Origin of the sequence: Sporosarcina sp. NPDC096371 (assembly GCF_044762865.1) — a bacterium.
Taxonomy (GTDB): domain Bacteria; phylum Bacillota; class Bacilli; order Bacillales_A; family Planococcaceae; genus Sporosarcina.
Window position 1 is genome coordinate 35,904 of record NZ_JBIWFE010000004.1, and the last position, 22,733, is coordinate 58,636.

The 22,733-nt window shown below is 43.4% G+C and carries 25 protein-coding genes; 4 read left to right on the plus strand and 21 right to left on the minus strand.

All coding sequences use genetic code 11. The features are described from left to right. Positions 1–13 precede the first annotated feature (13 nt). The gene (locus ACIQ0H_RS11605; RefSeq protein ID WP_403414634.1) at positions 14–910 is read right to left on the minus strand and encodes a M15 family metallopeptidase; all 897 of its coding nucleotides are present in this window, start codon (positions 908–910) and stop codon (positions 14–16) included. Positions 911–1,102: 192 nt separating this feature from the next. Here ACIQ0H_RS11605 and ACIQ0H_RS11610 point away from each other — a divergent pair, with 192 nt between their 5' ends. Further along, entirely contained in the window at positions 1,103–2,257 is a 1,155-nt protein-coding gene (locus ACIQ0H_RS11610) for an MFS transporter (RefSeq protein ID WP_403414637.1), read from the plus strand. Between the two features lie 103 nt (positions 2,258–2,360). On the opposite strand, the gene ACIQ0H_RS11615 is transcribed toward ACIQ0H_RS11610, so the two are convergent. The 4 genes from ACIQ0H_RS11615 to ACIQ0H_RS11630 all read right to left on the minus strand — a co-directional run bounded on the left by ACIQ0H_RS11615 (position 2,361) and on the right by ACIQ0H_RS11630 (position 4,517). Further along, on the minus strand, positions 2,361–2,609 hold the full coding sequence (locus ACIQ0H_RS11615) for a hypothetical protein (RefSeq protein ID WP_403414640.1): 249 nt from the start codon (positions 2,607–2,609) through the stop codon (positions 2,361–2,363). Between the two features lie 47 nt (positions 2,610–2,656). Then, complete coding sequence (gene yidC, locus ACIQ0H_RS11620) at positions 2,657–3,538, minus strand: membrane protein insertase YidC (protein ID WP_403414642.1); 882 nt, start codon at positions 3,536–3,538, stop codon at positions 2,657–2,659. 111 nt (positions 3,539–3,649) lie between these two features. Then, entirely contained in the window at positions 3,650–3,991 is a 342-nt protein-coding gene (locus ACIQ0H_RS11625; RefSeq protein ID WP_403414645.1) for a hypothetical protein, read from the minus strand. A 79-nt stretch (positions 3,992–4,070) separates the two neighbouring features. Continuing rightward, positions 4,071–4,517 carry a GNAT family N-acetyltransferase gene (locus ACIQ0H_RS11630; protein WP_403414648.1) on the minus strand — a complete coding sequence of 149 codons (447 nt, stop codon included), beginning with the start codon at positions 4,515–4,517 and terminating at the stop codon, positions 4,071–4,073. A gap of 110 nt (positions 4,518–4,627) precedes the next feature. On the opposite strand from ACIQ0H_RS11630, the gene ACIQ0H_RS11635 reads away from it, so the two are divergent. Beyond that, entirely contained in the window at positions 4,628–5,110 is a 483-nt protein-coding gene (locus ACIQ0H_RS11635; RefSeq protein ID WP_403414651.1) for a GNAT family N-acetyltransferase, read from the plus strand. Positions 5,111–5,333: 223 nt separating this feature from the next. On the opposite strand, the gene ACIQ0H_RS11640 is transcribed toward ACIQ0H_RS11635, so the two are convergent. From ACIQ0H_RS11640 to ACIQ0H_RS11675, 8 genes are all read right to left on the minus strand, one after another. After that, entirely contained in the window at positions 5,334–5,807 is a 474-nt protein-coding gene (locus ACIQ0H_RS11640) for a DUF4064 domain-containing protein (protein WP_403414654.1), read from the minus strand. Positions 5,808–5,998: 191 nt separating this feature from the next. Beyond that, a complete protein-coding gene (locus ACIQ0H_RS11645) occupies positions 5,999–6,280 on the minus strand; it encodes a GNAT family N-acetyltransferase (protein ID WP_403414656.1) in 282 nt (93 codons plus the stop codon). Positions 6,281–6,337: 57 nt separating this feature from the next. Next, the gene (locus ACIQ0H_RS11650) at positions 6,338–7,228 is read right to left on the minus strand and encodes a DUF1002 domain-containing protein (protein ID WP_403414658.1); all 891 of its coding nucleotides are present in this window, start codon (positions 7,226–7,228) and stop codon (positions 6,338–6,340) included. A 53-nt stretch (positions 7,229–7,281) separates the two neighbouring features. Beyond that, positions 7,282–8,139, minus strand: a complete 858-nt coding sequence (locus ACIQ0H_RS11655) for a CvfB family protein (RefSeq protein ID WP_403414660.1) — start codon at positions 8,137–8,139, stop codon at positions 7,282–7,284. Continuing rightward, on the minus strand, positions 8,139–8,564 hold the full coding sequence (gene mntR / locus ACIQ0H_RS11660) for a transcriptional regulator MntR (protein ID WP_403414663.1): 426 nt from the start codon (positions 8,562–8,564) through the stop codon (positions 8,139–8,141). The genes ACIQ0H_RS11655 and mntR overlap by 1 nt, the downstream gene beginning before the upstream one ends. Before the next feature lie 190 nt (positions 8,565–8,754). Then, positions 8,755–9,867 (minus strand): GNAT family N-acetyltransferase, encoded by a 1,113-nt coding sequence (locus ACIQ0H_RS11665; protein WP_403414666.1) that lies wholly within the window; start codon positions 9,865–9,867, stop codon positions 8,755–8,757. A gap of 28 nt (positions 9,868–9,895) precedes the next feature. Beyond that, entirely contained in the window at positions 9,896–12,004 is a 2,109-nt protein-coding gene (locus ACIQ0H_RS11670) for a heavy metal translocating P-type ATPase (protein ID WP_403414669.1), read from the minus strand. Beyond that, positions 11,991–12,356 (minus strand): ArsR/SmtB family transcription factor, encoded by a 366-nt coding sequence (locus tag ACIQ0H_RS11675; protein ID WP_403414671.1) that lies wholly within the window; start codon positions 12,354–12,356, stop codon positions 11,991–11,993. Before ACIQ0H_RS11675 ends, ACIQ0H_RS11670 begins: the two co-directional genes overlap by 14 nt. Positions 12,357–12,557: 201 nt before the next feature. On the opposite strand from ACIQ0H_RS11675, the gene ACIQ0H_RS11680 reads away from it, so the two are divergent. Further along, entirely contained in the window at positions 12,558–12,977 is a 420-nt protein-coding gene (locus tag ACIQ0H_RS11680) for a universal stress protein (RefSeq protein WP_403414673.1), read from the plus strand. Positions 12,978–13,035: 58 nt separating this feature from the next. After that, on the plus strand, positions 13,036–14,070 hold the full coding sequence (locus ACIQ0H_RS11685; RefSeq protein ID WP_403414675.1) for a DmpA family aminopeptidase: 1,035 nt from the start codon (positions 13,036–13,038) through the stop codon (positions 14,068–14,070). 114 nt (positions 14,071–14,184) lie between these two features. Here the strand turns inward: ACIQ0H_RS11685 and ACIQ0H_RS11690 are convergent, their stop codons facing one another. From ACIQ0H_RS11690 to ACIQ0H_RS11725, 8 genes are all read right to left on the minus strand, one after another. Then, complete coding sequence (locus ACIQ0H_RS11690) at positions 14,185–16,566, minus strand: penicillin acylase family protein (protein WP_403414678.1); 2,382 nt, start codon at positions 16,564–16,566, stop codon at positions 14,185–14,187. Between the two features lie 98 nt (positions 16,567–16,664). Further along, the gene (locus tag ACIQ0H_RS11695) at positions 16,665–17,045 is read right to left on the minus strand and encodes a Na+/H+ antiporter subunit G (protein ID WP_403414681.1); all 381 of its coding nucleotides are present in this window, start codon (positions 17,043–17,045) and stop codon (positions 16,665–16,667) included. Further along, positions 17,023–17,307 (minus strand): Na(+)/H(+) antiporter subunit F1, encoded by a 285-nt coding sequence (locus tag ACIQ0H_RS11700; RefSeq protein ID WP_403414683.1) that lies wholly within the window; start codon positions 17,305–17,307, stop codon positions 17,023–17,025. The genes ACIQ0H_RS11695 and ACIQ0H_RS11700 overlap by 23 nt, the downstream gene beginning before the upstream one ends. Beyond that, complete coding sequence (locus ACIQ0H_RS11705; RefSeq protein ID WP_403414686.1) at positions 17,307–17,789, minus strand: Na+/H+ antiporter subunit E; 483 nt, start codon at positions 17,787–17,789, stop codon at positions 17,307–17,309. Before ACIQ0H_RS11705 ends, ACIQ0H_RS11700 begins: the two co-directional genes overlap by 1 nt. Positions 17,790–17,822: 33 nt before the next feature. Continuing rightward, positions 17,823–19,301: a Na+/H+ antiporter subunit D gene (locus tag ACIQ0H_RS11710; RefSeq protein WP_403414689.1), complete on the minus strand. Its 1,479-nt coding sequence runs from the start codon at positions 19,299–19,301 to the stop codon at positions 17,823–17,825. Further along, positions 19,294–19,632: a Na(+)/H(+) antiporter subunit C gene (locus tag ACIQ0H_RS11715; RefSeq protein ID WP_403414691.1), complete on the minus strand. Its 339-nt coding sequence runs from the start codon at positions 19,630–19,632 to the stop codon at positions 19,294–19,296. The genes ACIQ0H_RS11710 and ACIQ0H_RS11715 overlap by 8 nt, the downstream gene beginning before the upstream one ends. Positions 19,633–19,635: 3 nt before the next feature. Further along, entirely contained in the window at positions 19,636–20,058 is a 423-nt protein-coding gene (locus tag ACIQ0H_RS11720) for a Na(+)/H(+) antiporter subunit B (protein WP_403414693.1), read from the minus strand. Beyond that, positions 20,045–22,447 (minus strand): Na+/H+ antiporter subunit A, encoded by a 2,403-nt coding sequence (locus tag ACIQ0H_RS11725; RefSeq protein ID WP_403415702.1) that lies wholly within the window; start codon positions 22,445–22,447, stop codon positions 20,045–20,047. The genes ACIQ0H_RS11720 and ACIQ0H_RS11725 overlap by 14 nt, the downstream gene beginning before the upstream one ends. Positions 22,448–22,733: the final 286 nt, after the last annotated feature.

The following is a 22,733-nucleotide window of genomic DNA, read 5'->3' on the forward strand; positions in this document are numbered from 1 at the left end:
ATTACTTAGGTAATCATTGAATTTCAAGATATTCTTCCAACGTGCTTTTGTTTTTATAAATGTCAGCTGCTATTGTAGTGCCAACATAACGGAAATGCCACGCCTCATGCATATAGCCTGTTACTTGTTCTTTCCCCACAGGATAGCGCATGATGAAGCCAAAACGATGGGCATTCGCTGCTACCCATTTCCCTGCTTCCGTGTCCCCGAAAGTGGAAGAAGCCCAGTGTTTTTCGAAGTTCTCTTCGCCAATATCAAATGCAAGCCCCGTTTGGTGCTCTGAATACCCTGGTCGCGCACTGTATGTGTCAGCAGCTTCTATGCCATCACGTGTGACATATCTTTCATAAAGCGTCACCTGGTAATCGAATGCGCGATACGTGCTAAAGGCTGTTAAATTGAAGCCAGATAGCCGAGCCTCGGCCGCCATTTGGTCAAAAGCTTCACGTGCTTCCTTATCTTCGCCAGGCGCAAATGTTGCCGGAAGTGGATACTTTTTATTGGCAATCAAAATACCTTCCACATACGTAGGCTCCAAAGGTAGCTCTTGCCCTTCAATATATCCCCCACTATCGCTAGGCGTATCCGGTGTTGTCGCTGGTTTTTCTGGTTCCTTTGCTGATTCGTCCGGCTCTCCCTCAATCGAATCGTCTCCTCCACCTACTGTAACTTTAGGTGGTTCCACCGAATCGGATCCTTCTTTAGGATTTTCAGCTTCTTCCCCATCCTCAGCCGACAGGCCAATCACTTCCTGAAACTTCTTAGTACTTTGCTCTACACTCCAGTCATTCACACCGATCCAAGCAACTAGTCCGGTCATAAGAATACCGGAGATTACTAACGTAATCGTTAATGCCTTTCCCTGCCCCTTTTTCTTCTGTTGATAATTATATTTGTTTTTCTTTTTCATTTTTATGCCTTCCTTCTCGCTATGTATCTATATTCTACCACCATTTCTCTTCGTGGTCTGCGTATGCTATTATTTAATTTCACAATTACAATAACTATATATGTTCCACCGAATCCACTGCAGCATTAGGGGATGCCTTATAAGGTACTCACTCTCTGCCAAGATAGTAAATGTTTCCGAGGAGGTTAAAAGATGAATAACCAACGATGGCTTTCCATGAGTTTCCTTGTATTCTTCTTCACTTGGGGAGTATTTCTTCCCTATTGGACCGGTTGGTTAACAATTGAAAAAGGATTATCTGTAACGGCCGCAAGCATTATTATGGGCGCAGGTATGATAGCGCGATCGCTCTCAACATTTCTTGTATTTCCCTATTTAACGCGTAAAATGTCACTCATTCGCGTAATGAGATGGATAGCCTTCTCAGCACTTATATTAGCCCTTCTCTACTTACCAGATTCGAGCTATATGATCCTGCTCGTGATTACGATTCTGTTCAGTGCCGTCTATCCAATGATTTTACCTGCCGTTGAGAGTGGCGCATCCGTGTTGATAAAGACAGACCACATCCATTACGGAAAAAGTCGCTCATTTGGTTCCGTCGGTTATACAGTTGCTCTCCTCATCATTGGAGCTGCCACATCTATCTGGGCTGAACAAGTCATACTTTACATAATGATCGCTGGGCTAGCTATCGCAACACTATTCTTCATGCGGGCAGCACCGAAGGCTTTGCAGTTACATCCGCTTCAAACAGACACCGTAAAGCGGCCCGTAAACATCAAGTCCCTCTTTACAACAAAAGGATTTGCCATCATTTTGCTACTTGTCATTCTATTGCAAGGGGCACATGCCTCTTACTATAACTTTGGATTCATCTTCTTGGATGATCTCGGTGTTAACGGTTTTACGATTGGCGTCATTTTGAACGTGGCCATCTTGTTTGAAATTGTCTTTTTCACGCGTGCCGATAAATGGCTCGCCAATGTACGAATTTCTACGATGTTCCTCATCGCTGGAATCGGTTCAACAACCAGATGGGTGCTCATTTTCTTATTTCCCTACACATCTGTTTTCGTGGGGACCCAACTCCTACATGCCGCTTCATTCGGCGTAGCTCATTTCGCCTTTATTACATACATTTCTCAGAAATTGCCTCATCATCACATTGCTGCAGCACAAGGCATATACGCAGCATTTGCAATGAGCCTTAGTACAGCTATCCTAACGTTTCCTGGCGGTTACTTATATGACATCTCCCCAAGGCTTGCATTCCTTGGCATGATTACCTGTTCAGTTCCGGCAGTTATTATTGTACTCCTCACACGGAAAAAATACGCTTACTAAAACTCAAATATCGGATCTACCTATTCATCGTCCGGTACTTTATTATTTTCTAGCCAATAAAAAGGACGCACATCGGAAGTTTCTGTTCCCGTTGTGCGTCCTTTTATCCCGCCAAACTATAAATGAGCAGACCGATAAATGCTACGCCAAAAAATAGCGACAACCATCGCATCCACTTTGACTCGCGTTCCATCCCTTGATCCCGCAACGATTTTGCCCGCGCCCCGTTCGTCATTGAAAATAGCGCGACCATCGCCAATACTGCATAGTTAAACTCCTGCTTAATGATAAAGAAGAGAGACGCGATAGCCGCTACCGCAATCCCGATGCCAAATAACCATTTCACCTGCATCGCAATCACCTCCAAAAAAAGGCCGGAGATTTCTCTCCAGCCTACTTTCATTTATTGCCTTTTTTCTTTTTTTCAAGTTTTACAGTTTCAACTTTTACTTCTTTTACTTCTTTTACTTCTTTTACTTCTTTTACATCAGTCGATTCGATAGCCTCTTCCGCTTTTACTACAGGTTGAACTTCTTTGTAGTATAATTTGCGTCCTATATACGTTTGGAGAATAAGAAGAATCCCTCCAATTGCCCAGTACAGAGGTAAAGCCGCCATCGCTTTAAACGAAATAAACATAATCATAATCGGAGACATGTAGATGAACATTTTCATCTGCTTCTGCTGCTGCTCAGGCATTGTCCAAAGTGATACACGTGCTTGAACGAAGTAAACAGCACCCGCTATCAACATCATGATCATATCTGGTTCACCGAGGTTGAACCAAAGGAATGGATGGGATTTCACATCAGGAGAATAGAGAATCGCAAAGTAAAGCCCCATGATGATTGGCATCTGGATGACAAGTGGTAGACAACCCATATTGAGCGGATTGACCCCATGCTTCGAGTAAAGTCCCATCATCTCTTGTTGTAGCTTCATTTGCTCTTCTTTATCTTCTTTTTCCTTCGCTTCCTTGATACGCTTTTGAATATCTTCCATCTCAGGACGCAGTGCATCCATCTTCACTTTCATGGTTTGCTGCGATTTATAGTTTTTCAGCATGAGCGGCATAAGAATTAGCCGTATCAATACTGTGATCAGTATAATCGCAAGGCCATAACTTCCATTGAATTGACTGCTAAAAAACTCTAATAACCAATCCATCGGCTTGACAAAAATACTGTAAAACGTTCCTTCTTTGTTCTCAACACCGGCACAACCACCTAGAAAAACAGCAGCCATCAGCAACATTGATACTAATCCAATTTTCTTCTTCATATAGGCTCACCTTCACTCATTCAAACTATTGAAAGTATAACCTACATCGTCACATGATTACAACGATTGACCGTTCACTGATTGTTTTTCTATTTCTAAATACCCGCAAAATTATTTTTGTTCGTGATTACTCTGTTCTTTTTTATGATAAAGCCCATCCGTTGTAGCTGTCATCTTCACATCGTCTTCGACTTCCTGATTATAGTAATGAACGCTTGTCTGGGCACCTTCACTGACCATTTTGTTATCTTGAAGATCGTACGGATCCGAATGACCGATTTTTGTATCTGGACAGCGATTTAACTTTTGCGATCCAATGAAGGAATCAACTTTCGTCTTCATATTATTGAAAGCAACTTGCGCCTTATCCCGATTTTCTTTTTTACTAAAATAAGCATAAGCACCTGCAGCCATTGTCGCAATTAAGAGGCCATTATTTCGTTTACGTGCCATCTACATCATTCCTCCTAGCATTTACTTCACACCTAATACGTATACTCCGAGTATACCCGTTTATAACGGTTCACAAACGTCATTTCGTTTTTAAAATCATATCAATATGCGGGATTCCGTCATCATCATATGGCTCCGAGACCACTTCGAATCCATGCCCAGTGTAAAACTCAGCAAGATGGGTCTGGGCTTGTAGGTGAATTTTGTCTGGCCTCCATTGACTCAAAATATAATGAATGCTTCTCTTCATTAGGCTATGCGCTACACCTGTCCCTCTTTTATCACGCCTGACAATCACACGTCCAATCGATGGTTCTTCATACTTCAGCCCCGCTGGAAGAAGACGTGCATACGCTATCAGTCCATCATCGTCTGTACAAAAGACATGAATCGAGTCATAATCACAGCCGTCTATTTCAGGATACGCACAGTTTTGCTCTACAACGAATACTTCAACCCGCAACTTCAGCATTTCATAAACTTCACGCCCACTTAATCCTTCAAACCTACGATACGTCCATTTCAAAGTTATGTCTCCCTTTATATAACATTTTCATTACAATAGTAGTTTTCACCCCTATTATTTGTTATGATAACAAAAAGAAACGGTGAGGTGACAGTGCAATGATCCGACCGATGACAGCAAAGGATAGTGCGCACGTTCAACGCATCGCTCGTATAACTTGGTGCGAAACAAATAGGGATCTGATTCCCGAGGAAATTCAGCATGATTTTATCAATCGTTCCTATTCAAACGCGATGATGATGAAACGCATGGAAAAAACCATTATACTTATTGCCGAATGCCAAGGGATTCCCATCGGTTTTGCCAACTTTACAAAAAAAGACGAAGACGGTGATTCCGAACTGACGGCGATGTATATTTTACCCTCGCATCAGCATATGGGTTACGGGGAAAAGTTGTTTGAGCATGCACTTTCCATGTTAAATGACGCTAAACAGCTGTTCGTTTATGTGGATAGTTGCAATTTAATAGGACGAGCCTTTTATGAAAAACAAGGTTTTGAACTACTTGAAGTATTTGAAGAGGATTTTGAAGGCCATCCCGTCGAAACCGCGCAATATGTCTATTACATTCATAAACCTGTTCTTATATAGTAACAAAAGCGCAAGCGCCTATTCAGCCCCGACAAGTAGGAAGGATGTAGTTCAATCCTTCCCCCCTGTAGGCCCAAGCGACTCGAGGGCCTAGGCGCTAGAGCCTAGACGTCAAATCTATATGTCGTAACTTATCCACAGTTCGAGATTTTATAATTTCCTAAGCAGTAAAAAAAGCCGCTATCCTTCATCCAGGAAGCGGCTTTTTTGTGCAAACATATTCTTACAACGGCCTCATTGTTCCATCATACTGATCATCTGTAAAATGTGGTTTATCCGTCAATGGTGGTTTCCTTGTAAAACAAAGAATTCCAGCGATGTAAAGAAGAATAGATGGCAAAGTGATGAATCCTGATAATACACCCGCAATGATAAACATGATTCCTGCAAGCTTGGGATTTTTACTATTCCAGATATTGACCAGGCCAATTATCGTCAGCACCAAACCAATGATCATACCGATGATGATGAACCACATAATCCCTCCGAAGAGATTGACGATTGTAGTGAATATCTCTAGATCCTCTGGTCTTAATGAAGGATCCATCAAAAGCATTTCTTGTTCCAATTCAACTTGGAACATCGGATCTGACTTCACAAGGTTAAAAAGAGATGTCATAATTATGCCCATGATAATACCTACTGTTGATAATACAGCACCTATAATTGATAGTGATTTTTCAGCTGTCCTTTTCATAACATGCCTCCCTTTCTTTTATTCTATATAAGAGTATACGTAATCTAGAAGAATAGGTTTCATTTTTTTGCAAACAGGGTATTTTGTACTTCATTACATGATTACGAGGACTGCCATATATAGTACTTTCAATTTCACGAAAAAAGCAATCCAATCAGTATCTCCTGACGGATTGCCTTTTTGAGTGTTCTTTATATCTTTACATCATCGTAATCTTTGTATCTCTCGAATGCAGTGACGACATATGAGCAAACGGGTTCTATTTTTAATTCTTGATCTCGTGCATATTCAGCTGCACGGTCTAGTATTTTTTTTGCAACACCTTGACCACGAAGATCTGTTGAGACGAATGTATGATCCATTACCATAACATCTCCAAGAAGTGTCCAGCTGATTTCTGCTAATAATTTTCCCTCTTGTACATTACGAAACGCGAATGCGTCCCCGCCCAACTCTACAAATTCAAATTCCATCTTCACTACCCCTTTCCCCAGATCCCGTTTTTAGGTGCGCCTGACTACTTTGTCTGCTTATTTAAACCATGACTGAATGGACTCAAAAATACTGGCAAAGAAATTCTTCACACTTTCCCAAAAGCCCGGATCAATGTCTCCCAGTTTGTCTTTAATCTTAGAAGCCATGTCATTCAGTTGTTCGGATAATTTACTGAAGTCGATGTCCAAATTACTAATTCGATCCATCAGATCAATCAGTAGTTGACGATCCGCTGGGCTCAACTCAATATTCAGCTTTGTAAGTTGCTCAGATACAATTTGCTCGACTTCTTCTTTTGTCTCAGGTTTGTTCTCTGCAATTTGTTTTTTAATTTCCGTTAAAAGTTCGGACACTTTAGCATCATCGACGCCTGATTCTTGTGCAAACTTTGTCGCAAGATTCAATTCATCGTTTGCAACATCCGTCCGTTCAGTATCTAGTGTTTCACCCGTTACTTCATATGCTTTATATATGCCAACTAGCGCAGAATGGCCTGTTACTTTTTTCGGAGCTGCAACTTCAACAACTGCATCTTGAATTCCTGCCGTCAACATCGCGTTTGCATACATATCAGATGTCACTTGAGTAATATTATCTTCTGTAACGATGGAGATGACAAGTCCTTTGCCTGCATCACGTCTCGTGATTTTCGCTGATGAATACATTCTTGCCTTGCTGTCACCATCTTTAATATATTTCACAAGATCACTGCCATCGACAGTAATCTCTTCAACCTCTGCCTCTTTAGCTACGTTAAGACTTTGCTTGACACTTTCTTTTTCGGCATCAGATAAGTTTGCCCCATATACTACGATTGGTACACCAAGTTTTTCATCGATGACGGGATCTTCTGCACTTGCTGATGCGGGTACAAGAATACCAACAGCAAGCACAGCAGCCATCATCATTGTTAATAAACGTTTCATACGAATTCCCCCTTGTTATACCAATTAGTACGATTTAGAGAAGAATAAGTTCCTTATTTTAAAGTAGTCCAGCCGTCACCTTGTTCAATTCTTCCTTCTTTCATCAGCTTACCAAGAGCTCGTTTAAATGATGCTTTGCTGATTGAGAACATTTCCTTAATCTCTTCAGGGGAAGATTTGTCAGTAAACGGCATCCGCCCGCCCACGTCATTCAAATAACGTAAAACTTCCTGAGCATCATCGCCCAAACGTTCTTCTTTGCGCGGTAGCATCGAGCCATTCAACGTCCCATCCTCATGGACATCGATAATCCGCACATCGATTTCTTGGCCCAGACGAGGTTCACTCGCTTGCTCTGTATTGTGGATGAAAATCCGGTGATTATCTGGAATACTCAGCATGAATGAACCGACCGGTAATAACCGATATGCTCTTGCTTTGACATTCATATTTAGCAAAGACGATGGTGCCTCAGCAATTTGCTCCAGCACTCGTTCTTCCGTCGCAAGTCTTCCAAAAATATTGCCGCCTAAATCCATACGAAGTGTCATATATAGCGCATCATCGACTTTTGGCCACAACGAGCGAAGTCTTGGCATATCTGTCCGATTGACAAGCACCTCAAAAGATGAGCCGATATCGACATAGACACCCTCTTTTTCATCGACGCGGATGACACGCGCCCATCCATAAGTTCCCGCCGTCATAATCGGCATTTGCATCGTCGCCGTTAGTTCACCGCGTCTATTTGTATAGAGGAAAACATGTACAGTATCCCCTTCTTGAATGTTGTCATCTGCATCAGAAGCATTCATCATGATATCGTCGCCATTGCCATCTAAGACCCATCGTGAACCGTCCCGCTCCAACACGTCCAGATCGGCTGTATAACCTGATTTAAGTTGTTCCATTATTGATCTACCTCTTCCTTGTGGTCCATTACCCGTAATTTTCTTACAAATTCCTTGTCTTGCCCCATCGCCTCAACGAGATCCGTTATACGATCCATCGCGTTCCAACTCAGATGGTGTTCAATCCCTTCCACGTCCCCATAAATATTCTCTTCATCGACTCCGATGATACGGAGAAACTGTTCAAGAAGTTCATGGCGTCTTACAAGCTTCTTGCCGAACTGCAAACCTTTCGTTGTTAGTTCAAGCCCTTTGTAGCGCTCATAGACGATGTAGCCATCACGATCAAGTCGTTGCGCCATTTTCGTAACAGATGAAGGGAGAACCGAAAGTGATTCCGCAACATCCGATACACGCGCAACACCCTTCGCTTCAATATGCAAATATATTTGTTCAAGATAGTCTTCCATACCTGGTGTTGCCAATCTTACCGCCTCCAGTATGTAGGTCATGCGAAGAGAGGGATTAAACTTTATCCCTCCTTGTTGCCACAGGTCGTGGCACACTTTAGTCGCGTTCTTTCTTTGGTCTATAATTGTAACACCTTTTACGCTTAGAAAAAAATTATTGTCACGAAAGGGATGTCGACCTAACGTCGGCATCCCTTGTGATTGTCTAATCTATTTTCGCATAGATACATGTATTCCGTAAAACATTACCGTCAGGAGATAAGGAATCCTGTTGCAAGGTTCCTTCTAGAATGAAACCTGCACGTTCAGCAACACTGCGGCTTTTTATATTTTGTTCATCACAACGAATTTCTACCCTACGTGCCCCGAGTTGTTCAAAAGCAAATTGCTGAATCCGAATGACAGCTTCCGTCATATAGCCCTGCCCTTCGAATTCTGATGCCAGCCAATAACCGATTTCAAATTTCGGAATCGCCCAATTGATGCGATGCAGTCCCGACGAACCTACAAACTCCCCAGTTTCTTTACTATATAGATGCAAGCGCAAATCCTCGCGGGTGATGAAATCAGCAACCGCTTTGCGCATATTCTCTTCAGTCGAAGCTAACTCGGGTTGCTGTTGTGCAAATGGCATCCACTCGCGTAGCGCAGGCATCGAGTTGACGATTGCATTCCAAACATCCAACGCATCTCCCATTTTAGGCGCTCGAATGATTAACCGTTCCGACTCAAATGACTCTGGGAAATCTGGAATACGCGGTGATGTTGCAGCCACCCTTCCCTTTTCTCCATCTTCCCAAATGACAGGCGTCGTAGTTCCTGCCATGAAGTCTTCCCGTGTAATGCCGTAAGTGACTGCATCATAATAAGAGTTTTCTTTCGGAGAAAACCATGCTTGACGTAAATGCGCTTCTTTCACAAAACCTGCGCGTTCAAATGTTTTGCGCATTGCAAGATTATCTTGTCTAGTATGACCTTCAAGGCGGATTTTCCTCCCATGCAAACCGAAGACATATTCCGCAACAAGCCGAAGCGCTTTCGGACCATAACCGTTCCCTCGTGACATATCTGCAATCCGAAGATCAAACAAGGGGATTTCATCTTGTAAATCATAAATTTTCACAATGCCCACTTTATCCGACTGGTCATTTTCTACCCAGAACGTCTTTACTTCATCCGACTCATAGCCGCCTTCTTCAATTGCTTTTTCAATAAGTTTACGAGCCGGATGGGAGTTACCGTGATAAGGCCATGTATTCGTCGTCATGAAATGGATGAGCTGTTCCTGCTCTTCCATCGTCCATTCTTGTAATTGCATAGGATTTTGCCTCCGTTCAGCCTACTTGTTATTTATGAATACGCAGCAATCGCAACGAATTTAGTACGACCAGTAGCGTTGCACCCATATCCGCAAAAATGGCAATCCACAATGTTAACCATCCCGGAATAATAAGAAGTAATGCTACAATTTTTAAACCTAATGCAAACATAATATTTTCCTTGATAATTCGCAACGTTTTTCTACTTAATTTCATGGTATATGGTAGTTTTCCTAAATCATCCGCCATAAGCGCAATATCCGCGGTTTCCAATGCGGCATCCGTACCTGCTCCACCCATTGCAATTCCAATCGATGCCGCGGCTAAAGCTGGTGCGTCGTTAATCCCGTCACCAACCATTGCGACACGACCATATTGGTCACTCAATTGTTTGATAGCCGTCAGTTTATCTTCCGGCATCAGTCCTGCACGCACATCTTCAACGCCCAATTTGTCAGCAATTGCTTCCGCCGTTGTCTGATGATCACCCGTTAACATCACTGTATGACGAATGCCAATGGCTTTTAGTTTTTCTAGAACGGCCTGACTTTCGGCGCGCACTGGGTCTGCTACTGCAAGCAGGCCACTAAAGCTCGTACCCGTGACAATCGCCATGACAGACTTGCCTTCACGTTGTAAAGAGGCCGCCTGTTGTAACGTAGCCTCTGGCAATGAAGATAATTCCTGCGCCCAGTCGATACTGCCGATAGATGTTTTCACACCGCTTATTTCCGCATAGGCACCTTTGCCCGTTACCGATTGAAAGTTTGTCGCCGCTACTGTTTCCGCTCCATTTTTACGAGCGTAACTCACAATCGCTTTCGCCAATGGATGCTGGGACATCGATTCCACAGCCGCAATCGAACTTAACAGCTGGTCCTTGGCCACCCCTTCACGAACGATAAAATCTGTCACTTCTGGATAGCCTTTCGTCAATGTGCCTGTCTTATCAAAAGCGATTGCATTTAGACGCCCTGTTTCTTCGAGGTGGACGCCTCCCTTAATCAAGACACCTTGACGCGCCGCATTACCGATAGCTGTGACAATAGCGACTGGCGTAGACACGACGAGTGCACAAGGACAGCCGACAACGAGCACCGCGAGCCCCTGATAGATCCACGTCTGCCAATCCCCACCAAACAACGGAGGAACGATTGCGATAAGAAGAGCGAGCACAATAATGGCAGGCGTATAGTATTTCGCAAATTTATCGACAAATTTTTGTGACGGTGCTTTTTCCGCTTGCGCCTCTTCAACGAGGTGAATAATCTTCGCAATCGTTGTATCGCCGACAAGCTTTGTCACAGTCACTTCAAGCGCGCCTTCTTCATTCAGCGTCCCTGCGAATACTTCATCATCAGCCGTTTTAAGAACTGGCACGGATTCGCCTGTGATCGCTGCCTGATTGACCGTAGAAGTACCTGTTAACACTTTACCGTCCATAGCAATTTTTTGTCCGGGCTTTACAAGTAATATATCACCAATCACAATATCTTCTGTTGCGAGCTCTATCTGTTCACCGCCGCGTTTAACTATGGCTGTAGGTGGTGCAATATCCATTAGCTGGCGAATGGACTGTCTGGCTTTATTCATCGAATAGGCCTCTAACGCCTCGCTCACTGCGAACAGGAAGACCACAACTGCACCTTCTCGCCATTCACCGATGATTGCCGCCCCAATGATTGCAATCGTCATCAATGTTTTCATATCGAACTCGAAACGGACAAGATTTTTAAGCCCTGTTTTAAATATACCCGCTCCACCAATCACGATAGCAATGGCAAAAAGGGTGATGGCTACTGGATGTGTTTCAGCATAACGAAATGACATCATCATTCCTGCGGTTAAAAATAGCAAAGATAAAATCGTAACGATATTTTCCTTACGCTTCAAAAAAGGTATTTTAGCTTCGACCCTCTTCATTTGAAGTGGTACAACTCGAATACCATCAAATGCACCGGCTGCTTCCAGATCTTCTATCGTTGCACTACCACAAAAGGACAATTTTGATGCACCGAAATTTACTTGCGCCTCCTCGACGGATGGCAAATTCTTAACATTTTTTTCGAATTTCATCGCACAGCTAGCACATGTTAAATTCTCCAACCGGTACTCTTTCTTTTCAACAATCGCCATGGTCATCACCTTCCGTCGTGTGTTCATGTGCAACTTTCACAAGTTGGTGGATGTGATCATCGGCGAGTGAATAGTAAACCATTTTCCCTTTGCGTTGTGATTTCGCTAAAGCATTGTCGCGCAAATATCGCAAGTGATGGGAGGCAGTCGCGATGGAGGAACCAATCACTGCCGCAACATCACAGACACACATTTCTTCTTCTATTGTTAGTGAAAACGCGATTTTCAATCTCGTTTCATCCGCAAGCGCTTTGAATAGTTGGGCAGCTGCCCCCACGTCAGGAATCGCTTGTTGTACCCGTTCAACTACTTCTTCATGAACAATCGCCACTTCACAAATTTCTTTCGTCATCTTCACACCTCATTCAAATGATTGTTTGATTGAATTTAGTATATGTGCATTTTTACAAAGTTGCAAGGCCAATCAAATGGTTATTTGAATGGTTTCATTTCAACGTAAAGCCCTATAAAGCCATAAGAAAAAAGGTTTTCGTAGATTCTTTGCAGAATATTTTAGTAGGTCACCCCATAAAGTAAATGAGGAGGGGATAGAATGTATAATCGAATACTTGTCGCAGTCGATGGATCTGATAACTCACGACGCGCAGCGGAACACGCTGCCTATCTCGCCTCACTCAATCACGGGGCGGTCGTTAAGGTTCTTTACATCCTCGACTATGATCGAACACGCTCAGACGTCCTTTATAATGCAGGAAGCGATGATCTTCATATCGATCGTAAAAAGCAACTGATCCCTGTTGAGGAAGCGTTTGACCAACGTAGTGTCACCTATGAACTTGTTATTAAACACGGAGAACCAGGACCGACGATTGTCACGTTCGCCAATAGCAACGACTTCGATCTTGTCATTGTTGGCAGCCGTGGCCTAAATGCATTTCAAGAAATGGTGCTGGGAAGTGTTAGCCATAAAGTTGCAAAGCGCGTGACTGCGCCCGTTTTGATTGTCAAATAACACATAACCCCTTGTTCACGCACATGGACAAGGGCTAATTTCTTTAGGAGCGGATGGAATGGATCATGGAAAGTGGAATACAATTACAGACGTACCCGGCGTTAAAGTCGGACATGTAACGCTCGATGAACAATTGCCCAATGGCGACTATGCATGCACGGGCGTTACTGCTATTTTGCCACATAGCGGAAATACTTTTGAACAGAAGGTGCCCGCAGCAAGTTTTGTGTTAAACGGCTTCGGAAAAACTGCGGGGTTAATTCAAATCGAAGAACTTGGCGTGATAGAGTCCCCTATTATGCTAACGAATACATTTAGCGTCGGGGCAGTACTGGAAGGTACGTTAGCTTATATGCTTGATGCCAATCGTTCAATTGGTGATTCGACAAGCTCATTGAATATTATTGTCGGCGAATGCAATGATAGCTATTTGAATTCCATGCGGTTGATGAAAGTGAAACCGGGCCACGCAACCGAAGCGATTCGAAACGCGGATATTGGACCGTTTGAGCAAGGAGCAGTCGGAGCAGGCAAAGGGATGATCTGTTTTGGGATGAAAGGCGGCATTGGTTCATCGTCAAGGATTGTTCAAAGGGATGGAGAAAGGTATACGGTCGGGGTATTGACACTGACAAATTTCGGGAAAGTCGAAGAGTGCAAGATTGATAACTGGCTTAGTCGAAATGGCGGTGTGGCTACCGATCGAATACCACAATCTAAGGCTGACAATGTAAAGCCAGACGGATCAGTCATGATCATCGTCGCAACGGACGCACCTGTCAACGAACGGCAGTTAAAGCGCTTTGCCAAGCGAGCAGCAATTGGTCTCGGTCGGGCAGGGACACATATTCATAATGGTAGCGGCGATATCATTATTGCTTTTTCAAACGGTTTCACGATTCCTCATACCAGCAATCAAATGACGATTGCATACGAGCTACTGCGGGACGACCACCCAATAATGAATGATTTGTTTCAAGCAGTTATCGAAGCAACGGAAGAAGCCATCTTCCAGTCGATGATACATGCGGAGACGACTGTCGGGCGGCAAGGACGAGCAGTGGAAAAGTGGCCTTTGTCGAAGAAGCAGTAAATTACATATGGTAAAGGAAAGCTATTTTAATACCCTATACTCTTTGACAATCTTAATTTGGTAGTTTTAAAATACGGGTCACCAAAAGGGCGACCCGTTAAACATCCAGACTCTTTAGCGTCCAGCTTTCAATGTTAATGTAGAACTATCTTTAATGTCCCCGTCCAAAACCGTTTCATGGTAATCACCTTGCACCCAATCATCCGCTTGGTCATGGAACCATTTCGATTTCATATGACCACTTTGACCCGGTCCGACAATGTGATAAGTTGTCGACAAATCGGATAGATCAGCAACGTATCGCCATGCCGCACCGTGATCCACTGTACCATCTTCTTTAAAGGCGGCGGCTTGGACCGTCACGTTTGACCCACCAATTGCTTGTTTCTTTGGATTTAAGAAGTATTCAAAAATCGGTGAGGCTCCTGCCAGTGCATGTGGAAACGCCACCTGATGGAAATCTCCCCACTTCCAGCTCGCAGTTTTCGTGCCAAACAATTCTTCAATCTCCCCAATAGACTGCTCAAATGAGTCAAACACCCACTTATCGACGCCGCCATAGTTATCTACCCAAGCTCCCGGTTCGCCCGCATACGCTGCACGTAATAGCTGATCAGTAATCGAACCTTTCCCCGGTAACAGCTTATAGACATCTTCCGGCATCTCTTTACTGAACATCATAATCGGTAATTGTGTCATTAGTTTATGGAAAACGAGCGGTGCCGCCGCATCGGCAGAATCGAATTGATCCCACTCACGAAGCATCACTACGATATCCTTATATTCCCCTTCGCTATCTTCCGCTTCAATCGAACGTAGCAGATCATCGAGGAATTCACGGGCATACAAGTTTTTCTGGTCCATCTGTAGCTTCATCATATCTTCTGGTGTAAAGTCGTCACCCGCGCGTAGCACTTCCGCTATCCGTTCATAACGATACGGCTGTGCCCATTTCTTTGTAATGTGATAAGGATACGAATCATCAATGACTTCATTATTTGCTGTCGCGATGAATCCTTCTTCCGGATTCACGACACGTGGCAATTCATCATACGGAACATACCCGGTCCAGCCATAATCAGACGAGTCTCCTGGAACCGGTAATTGCGCATCTCCTTTTTTACGAATCGGAATTCGACCATTGGCTTTATAAGCGATTGTGCCATCTTTCGCTGCAAAGACAAAGTTTTGTGCAGGTGCATTGAAATCTTCTAATGCCTTTTCAAAACCTTCCCAATCCGTTGCTTTGTTCATATTCATAATAGCCTCAAGTTCTTTCGTCGGTTCTAACGCAGTCCATTGCATCGAAAATAAAGCATCTGGATCCTCTTCCTTATAGAGAATTTCCGAAATAATCGGCCCATGCCGGGTAACTACGACCTCAAATGGTATATCTTCGCCACCTTTTACGGAAATGGTTTCATCACGAACTTGGGCTTGTTCCCATTGTCCATCATACAAAAATTGCGTCGGATCCTTAGGATTCGGAATTTCAATATACAGATCCTGTACATCGGGTCCAACATTGGTCACACCCCACGCTACGTCCTCGTTATGTCCAAGAATAATCCCGGGAATACCCGCAAAAATAACACCGCTGACGTTTTGCTCCGGTGACTCTAAATGCATCTGGTACCAAATAGATGGCGTATCTAGCCCAAGATGTGGATCATCCGCTAGCAATGGGTATCCCGATGCTGTCTTGTCGCCAGACACGACCCAGTTATTACTACCATTAAATTCAGGCGGCTGAAGGTCTGGGTCAAATCGCCCTGCCACCGTAACTGTATTTGCAATATTCGCTTGGATAATCGACGGCGCATTGTCAGGATACGTAATGAACAACTCCCGCGCCTTATTTTCCGGGAAATTATTCAATGCCCAGTGGCGAACCGCCAAACTATCCCAGTTTCCTCCAAGGTCATACGCCATATACTTTCCAATGGTCAACGAATCGATTGCTGTCCACGGTTCCGGCTGGTAGCCAAGCAACTTGAACTCATATGGCAACTTTCCGTTCTGCTCTGCCTCTTCGATAAACGCATTGACACCTTCCGCATACCATTCAAGTACCTTCTTCGCTTCTTCTCCATAACCACCGTGTGATGCTTCCGCAGCTGCGCGTAAACTAAAGGCACGAAACTTCTTATCTGTTCCTACAGCCACTTCACCGACAACTTCAGACAATCGTCCACTCGCCTGCCTACGGGCCATATCCATTTGGAACAAGCGATCCTGCGCCTGTACATAGCCCTGCGCACGATACAAATCGGCATCCGATTCCGCCATTATATGCGGCACACCAAACGTATCCCGCTCAACGGTTACATCCTTCTCTAGAAAATCTGCAATGACTTCCCCTTCAATAAACGGCTTGGATTTCCCTATGTATGTATTGACCACAATCAGTGCCACAATAACCACAGCCACCAATGCCCCAAACACGGACAATAGCACCTTCGCCCATTTCCCCATACACTTCTTTTTCTCTCTCATTCGTACACTCCTCTCATCTCTTTACTTATATAATATTCTTCTATTTCAATTGAATACCCTCTTTAACCAATGAAGTCAAAAAAAGGACGAGCTAGCCATTATCGGCCAGTCTCGTCCTCTTTCACTTCTTCCTTATGCAATACTTCATAAAGTTCATCTTCTACCGATATATCCGCTAACTTTACTTTTGAACGGTATGCGGCACGGATAATCAGATGTCCCGCAACAGGGGCTGTTAAAAACACGAACACAATTCCGAGAAGAACACGGACACTGATGAATTGTTCGCTGAACCAAAAATAAAGAAATGTTCCAGATAACGTCAGCAATACAGCTAACGTCGAGCTTTTCGTCGCTGCATGGGATCTCGTATAAACGTCAGGCAAACGAATCAATCCGAAAACACTAATGACACTTGCAATCCCGCCTGTCAAAATAAGAAGCGCACCTATAAATTCACCGATCTCGTTTACGCTCAACGATAACCCCCCTCTCGATAAATTTAGAGAAGGCAATCGTACCGATAAACGATAAAATACCTAATATCAAAATAACTTCCAGAAACGCTTTCGTCTTTAGCATAATGGACACAACTGCAATCATCGCAATCAGATTCACACCAATCATGTCGAGCGCAATCACACGATCAGGCATAGAGGGCCCAAGGATAATCCGAATCACAGCGATAGCGATGGTTGTTGCAAATAACACCAATGAAATCGTCAGCATCGTTTCAATCATCAGCGGGTCACCTCCATAATCGCTTTTTCAAAATTGCCCAACTGACTTAATAATGCATCCTTCGACTGTTCTACATCCATGGCATGAATGTAGAGCACATTGCCTTCGGGCGACACTTCCATAACCACTGAGCCCGGCGTCAATGTTAACAGAAGAGAAAGCATTGTCACTTCCACATCACTGTCCAACACCGTCTCATATTTAAATATGCCAGGTTTAATTTTCAACCTTGGACTTAAAATCTGTTTTAAGACGATAATGCTCGATTGTGTCAACTCTGAAATAAATAGAAAAATCAACTTGATTGTTGAATACATTCTACGCAAGTAAAATTGTGTTCCTAAAAATCGGTGCATGAAAAAGATGATTCCAATCCCGACAAGGAATCCAGCAAAGAAAGTCGTAAATCGTAGTTCGTCTTCATCCATCAACGTCATCCATAAAAATGCAATGAATAAGTTCAATAATAACTGGGCTGGCATTACCCCTCACCTCTTCTTTCCACTATATCGAGATCAATCATTTAAAACTGCCTCTATATAGATTTCCGGATTCATGAGCGTATGGGCAGCATCACTGACATACGCAGCAATCCCTTCCGCTCCAAGCCCCAGCGCAACAGTCAAAATACCAAACATAATGCATGGAACGAGCATGCCTTTTTTTAGCGGCACATCATCATCCTCGTTAATAATTGTCTCTCCCCAAAAACAGTTCATAAAGATCCGTAATAGCGAGTACAGGACAAAAATACTGGACAGAAACGCAATCGCTAGCAACCCAAACGATCCTGCTTCAATCGCCCCTTGACCCATATACACTTTACCGATGAATCCGCTCAGCGGTGGAATTCCGGCAAGTGACAGCATCGTAATAAAGAATAGCCATCCCAGAGTCGGATAGTTGCGAATGAGCCCACTCATTTGCTCAATTCTTGCAGTGCCTGTTAAATAAATCATCGTTCCAGCGAGCAAGAATAACAATGCTTTTATAATCATGTCGTGAACTAAATAATAGATGGATCCCTGAATTGCTACTTCCGTTGAAATAGCAAGACCTGCCATGATAAACCCGACCGCAATGACTACGTTGTAAGAAACAATTTGGCGTACATCATTATGGGCAATGGCTCCGATACTACCGCCAATCATCGTAACTGCTGCCATAATGCCAATCATTGTATGTGTAATGGCTGGCTCATGATAAAAAATTAGCGTAAACACACGGAACATCGCATAGATACCGACCTTTGTCAGCAAGGCCCCGAACAACGCGGCAATGACTGTCGGTGGTGAGCTATATGAACCCGGTAGCCAGAAATAGAGCAATAATCCTGCTTTCAAACTAAAGACAATTAAAAAGATAATGCTAATCACCGTCAGTAGCGACCCTTGCCCAACTTCCGCGACACGCACCGATAAATGCGCCATGTTTAGTGTACCGACTGTGCCGTACAAATACGCAATTGCCAACAGGAAAAACCATGAGGATAACACGTTAATCGAGACGTATTTAATGGATTCTACAAGTTGAACTTTCCTACCCCCAAGTGTAATAAGTACATAGGAGGATAACAGCATGACTTCGAAACAAACAAATAAGTTAAACAAGTCTCCCGTTAAGAAAGAACCATTCACCCCCGCAATGAGGAAAAAGACAAATGGATAGAAAAACATATTCTCGTGCGCCTTGCCGACAGAAGAAAATGCGTAGAGCAATAGAATACCCGTTACAATCGCTGTCGTCACAACAAGCAACATAGAGAACGAATCTGCCACAAACAAAATACCATATGGCGGTAACCAACCACCGAAGTCAAGGCGTAAAATCCCATCCGTCTGAATACGGTTCAAAATATAAACACTGACCCCAATCGTTGCCACAATAGATACGATACTCAAAATCCGTTGAACCTTGATATAAGGTCTTAGAAAGATTAAGAAAACACCCGTTAGTATGGGGATAATCATAGGTAAAACAATCATGTTATTCATCTTCAATACCCCTCAATGCGCTGAGATCGTCTGATTCAGTCTCCTGATATGTACGGTAGGCAAGAACAAGCAAAAATGACGTAACAGCAAAACTGATGACAATCGCCGTTAGAATTAAGGCCTGCGGTAAAGCATCCGTATAATTTGCTGCATTTTCACCGAGTAATGGAACGCTTCCTTTTTTCAACCCACCCATCGTCATTAACAGTAAATGCACTGCGTGAGAGAGGATTGCTGTTCCCAATATGACCCTGATTAGATTTCGGGACAACAACAAATAGACCGCAACGGTTACCAGAACTCCTACAAGTATCGTTATTAACGTTTCCATTCGCTACACATCCTCACTAATACTTAAAATAATGGTGACAACAACACCGACAACTGTCAGGGCCACTCCAGCCTCAAACAAAATGACTGTAGATAGTTCCGTATCTCCGAACACAGGTAAATTGAAGTGACTAAATGTCTGCGTTAAAAACTGCGCTCCAAAAACAACAGCCCCTACACCCGTACCAACCGCTAACAGTACCCCAAACGCAGCAATTTTTTTATAATCAAATGGAATTCCTTGTTGAACCGTTTCAATATCATAAACCAGATAAAGTAAAACAAATGCAGAAGAAAGGACGAGACCGCCGATAAAACCGCCACCAGGATTGTTATGCCCTGATAGGAACAACTCCACTCCAAACGTCAAAATGATGAATACAACAATCTTCGTCACGGTTTCCAAAATGACATCATTGATCTTCAACGTCCTTCTCCTCCTTTCTCGCCTTCAATTTAATCAGCGTAAACACACCGATCCCAGCGATGAAAAGCACAACAACCTCAAGCATTGTATCAAACGCGCGGAAATCGCCTAATATCGTATTGACAATATTTTTTCCTCCAGCCAACTCATAAGCATTTTCAAAGTAGAACGAAATGGACTCAAACATCTTATTCCCCTGTACAGCTAAAGCAAGAACAGTGACAATGGTACCGACTGAAAACGCAATCACTGCATGAATCACTTTAGTATGCCTAGCTGACTTCTCCTTCTGCCATTCGGGTAAAAAGCGGAAACAAAGAAGAAATAATGCCGTTGTGACCGTTTCTACAATGATTTGTGTCAGTGCCAAATCGGGTGCACGGAAGACAACAAAGAAAATTGCGATGGAATAACCGAGGACCCCATTTAAAATGATTGCCGTCATACGGGATTTCGCAAAAATAATGGCTATACCAGCTCCCATCATCACAAAAACAATAATATACTCATTAATCGTAATCGGCGCATCCCCCGACAGATCAAACTTATAAGTGCCCGTTAACAACATACTGCCTCCGACAGCAAAGATAAAAAACGTGAAAATATACACGAGATAATCCCTCAAGTAGCCCGTCATATAAAAGCGTGTTAGGTAAGACGAACCTTTTTCCGTCTGTACCAAGATGCCATTATAAAGAGTATCTAAACTCCAACTTAACGGCGCAATCTCATAAACACTTCGCCAATAACGGAGGAATAAATAAAGTCCTCCCCCCACGACGACAACACCAATGGTCAGCCATAGAGGCATATAATTAAAACCATGCCAAGCAACAATATGTGGAACTAAACCTTCTGCTCCTTCAAACGGTGGATAGACCGCTGCCATCGCGGGTCTTACTATATAATTCCCAATGACATTCGGGAAAAAGAAAATCCCGACGACGAACATAGCAAGAATAGACGGCGCAACCAACATTCCCATAGGGGCTTCGTGTGGTTCTTTTTCGAGCCTGGCCGGCTGATGTTGGCCAAGAAAAGTCTTAAAGACAATAATCATGCTATAGACAAACGTCAATACGCTCGCAATCCATGCAACCACAGGGAATAGAGTTCCCCACGTTCCCATAGCAAAAATATCGAGATTTCGCGCGTTCAACACCGCATCAAAAAACATTTCCTTACTAAGAAAACCATTGAACGGTGGTAAACCTGCCATTGAGAAACTTCCAATCAGCGCAATCGTAAACGTGATAGGCATGAAGGACATCAATCCACCAAGTCTCCGAATATCCCGTGTCCCTACTTCGTGGTCGACAATTCCCACCACCATAAATAGGGCTCCTTTAAACGTCGAGTGGTTAATAAGATGGAACAATGCTGCAAACGTCGCCTGCGTATAAATAACCGAATCCGCACTATATCCCTCGTTAAGGGCAGCAGAGCCCAGACCAAAAAGACACATAATAAGACCTAACTGACTAATTGTCGAATAAGCAAGCAATGCCTTTAGATCCGTCTGCCGGACTGCGTTAAATGATCCCCAGAACAACGTGAAAAGCCCAACGCAACTAACTGTATAAAACCAAACTGCTTCCCCACCGAATACAGGCGTAAACCGCGCGACGAGGTAAATACCTGCCTTGACCATTGTTGCGGAGTGTAAATAGGCACTCACTGGCGTCGGCGCTTCCATGGCATCCGGTAGCCAAATATGGAACGGGAACTGTGCAGATTTCGTAAATGCCCCCAGTAATACCAGTAGCATTGCTAGCAAAAATAAGCTTTCACCGGTATACTGACCAATCGATGCAATAATATCTCGAACACTAAACGAGCCCGTTAACGTATGCAGCATGATAAAACCAGCCAGCATGGCCACTCCGCCCGATACTGTAATCAGCATCGACTTTTGTGCCCCGTAGCGAGACTTTTTCCGATGATACCAAAATGCGATTAGCAGAAATGAGGAAATACTCGTCAATTCCCAAAAAACGTAGAGGACCATCAAGTTATCCGAAAAAATAACACCTAGCATGGAACCCATGAACATTAGCAGATAAACATAAAAGCGCCCTAACGCTTCTCGTTCCGATAAATAATATATGGAGTAAAGGATGACAAGAGTTCCCACTCCTGTAATAAGGAGTCCAAAAATCATACTAAGACCATCTAGATACGTAGTGAAATTAATCCCAGCCGAATCAATCCAATTAATTGTATGTATATAGGTTTCTCCACCGGCAACGGCAGGAATATAACTGGCAAGAATAAGGAATAACATAAGGGGAACTAAAAGGACAAACCACCCAATATTTCGACTCGGCACCCTTTTGTAGATAAATGGAACGAGGACCGCAGCAAAAAACGGGATAAGAATGGCTATCATTATCGTCAAAAACATAACCTCCAATATTAAAACATGTTAAAACGGGTGACACGGATTTTTAGAAAGTGAGAGAATTACAGGTAAATTACACTCTTTTTTCGCGGATTTTTTAATATGTATAGGGCATACTTGACGCGCGTCGAGACTGACGGGATAATAGGTAGCTACAGATACCCAATTTTAGGGGGATTTCTATACGTTTATACAATAAATTATACACTAAAACGCAACACTACGCACTTTGTAGCACCTTTTCTTATCAACATCTTGTCAGGCATGGATTTTT

Excerpts from the sequence above, each read along its gene's own strand:
- ACIQ0H_RS11605 (WP_403414634.1), bottom strand. The coding sequence starts at position 910 with ATGAAAAAGAAAAACAAATATAATTATCAACAGAAGAAAAAGGGGCAG.
- ACIQ0H_RS11610 (WP_403414637.1), top strand. The coding sequence starts at position 1,103 with ATGAATAACCAACGATGGCTTTCCATGAGTTTCCTTGTATTCTTCTTC.
- ACIQ0H_RS11615 (WP_403414640.1), bottom strand. The coding sequence starts at position 2,609 with ATGCAGGTGAAATGGTTATTTGGCATCGGGATTGCGGTAGCGGCTATC.
- yidC (WP_403414642.1), bottom strand. The coding sequence starts at position 3,538 with ATGAAGAAGAAAATTGGATTAGTATCAATGTTGCTGATGGCTGCTGTT.
- ACIQ0H_RS11625 (WP_403414645.1), bottom strand. The coding sequence starts at position 3,991 with ATGGCACGTAAACGAAATAATGGCCTCTTAATTGCGACAATGGCTGCA.
- ACIQ0H_RS11635 (WP_403414651.1), top strand. The coding sequence starts at position 4,628 with ATGACAGCAAAGGATAGTGCGCACGTTCAACGCATCGCTCGTATAACT.
- ACIQ0H_RS11640 (WP_403414654.1), bottom strand. The coding sequence starts at position 5,807 with ATGAAAAGGACAGCTGAAAAATCACTATCAATTATAGGTGCTGTATTA.
- ACIQ0H_RS11645 (WP_403414656.1), bottom strand. The coding sequence starts at position 6,280 with ATGGAATTTGAATTTGTAGAGTTGGGCGGGGACGCATTCGCGTTTCGT.
- ACIQ0H_RS11650 (WP_403414658.1), bottom strand. The coding sequence starts at position 7,228 with ATGAAACGTTTATTAACAATGATGATGGCTGCTGTGCTTGCTGTTGGT.
- ACIQ0H_RS11655 (WP_403414660.1), bottom strand. The coding sequence starts at position 8,139 with ATGGAACAACTTAAATCAGGTTATACAGCCGATCTGGACGTGTTGGAG.
- ACIQ0H_RS11665 (WP_403414666.1), bottom strand. The coding sequence starts at position 9,867 with ATGCAATTACAAGAATGGACGATGGAAGAGCAGGAACAGCTCATCCAT.
- ACIQ0H_RS11670 (WP_403414669.1), bottom strand. The coding sequence starts at position 12,004 with ATGGCGATTGTTGAAAAGAAAGAGTACCGGTTGGAGAATTTAACATGT.
- ACIQ0H_RS11675 (WP_403414671.1), bottom strand. The coding sequence starts at position 12,356 with ATGACGAAAGAAATTTGTGAAGTGGCGATTGTTCATGAAGAAGTAGTT.
- ACIQ0H_RS11680 (WP_403414673.1), top strand. The coding sequence starts at position 12,558 with ATGTATAATCGAATACTTGTCGCAGTCGATGGATCTGATAACTCACGA.
- ACIQ0H_RS11685 (WP_403414675.1), top strand. The coding sequence starts at position 13,036 with ATGGATCATGGAAAGTGGAATACAATTACAGACGTACCCGGCGTTAAA.
- ACIQ0H_RS11690 (WP_403414678.1), bottom strand. The coding sequence starts at position 16,566 with ATGAGAGAGAAAAAGAAGTGTATGGGGAAATGGGCGAAGGTGCTATTG.
- ACIQ0H_RS11700 (WP_403414683.1), bottom strand. The coding sequence starts at position 17,307 with ATGATTGAAACGATGCTGACGATTTCATTGGTGTTATTTGCAACAACC.
- ACIQ0H_RS11705 (WP_403414686.1), bottom strand. The coding sequence starts at position 17,789 with ATGCCAGCCCAGTTATTATTGAACTTATTCATTGCATTTTTATGGATG.
- ACIQ0H_RS11710 (WP_403414689.1), bottom strand. The coding sequence starts at position 19,301 with ATGAATAACATGATTGTTTTACCTATGATTATCCCCATACTAACGGGT.
- ACIQ0H_RS11715 (WP_403414691.1), bottom strand. The coding sequence starts at position 19,632 with ATGGAAACGTTAATAACGATACTTGTAGGAGTTCTGGTAACCGTTGCG.
- ACIQ0H_RS11725 (WP_403415702.1), bottom strand. The coding sequence starts at position 22,447 with ATGATAGCCATTCTTATCCCGTTTTTTGCTGCGGTCCTCGTTCCATTT.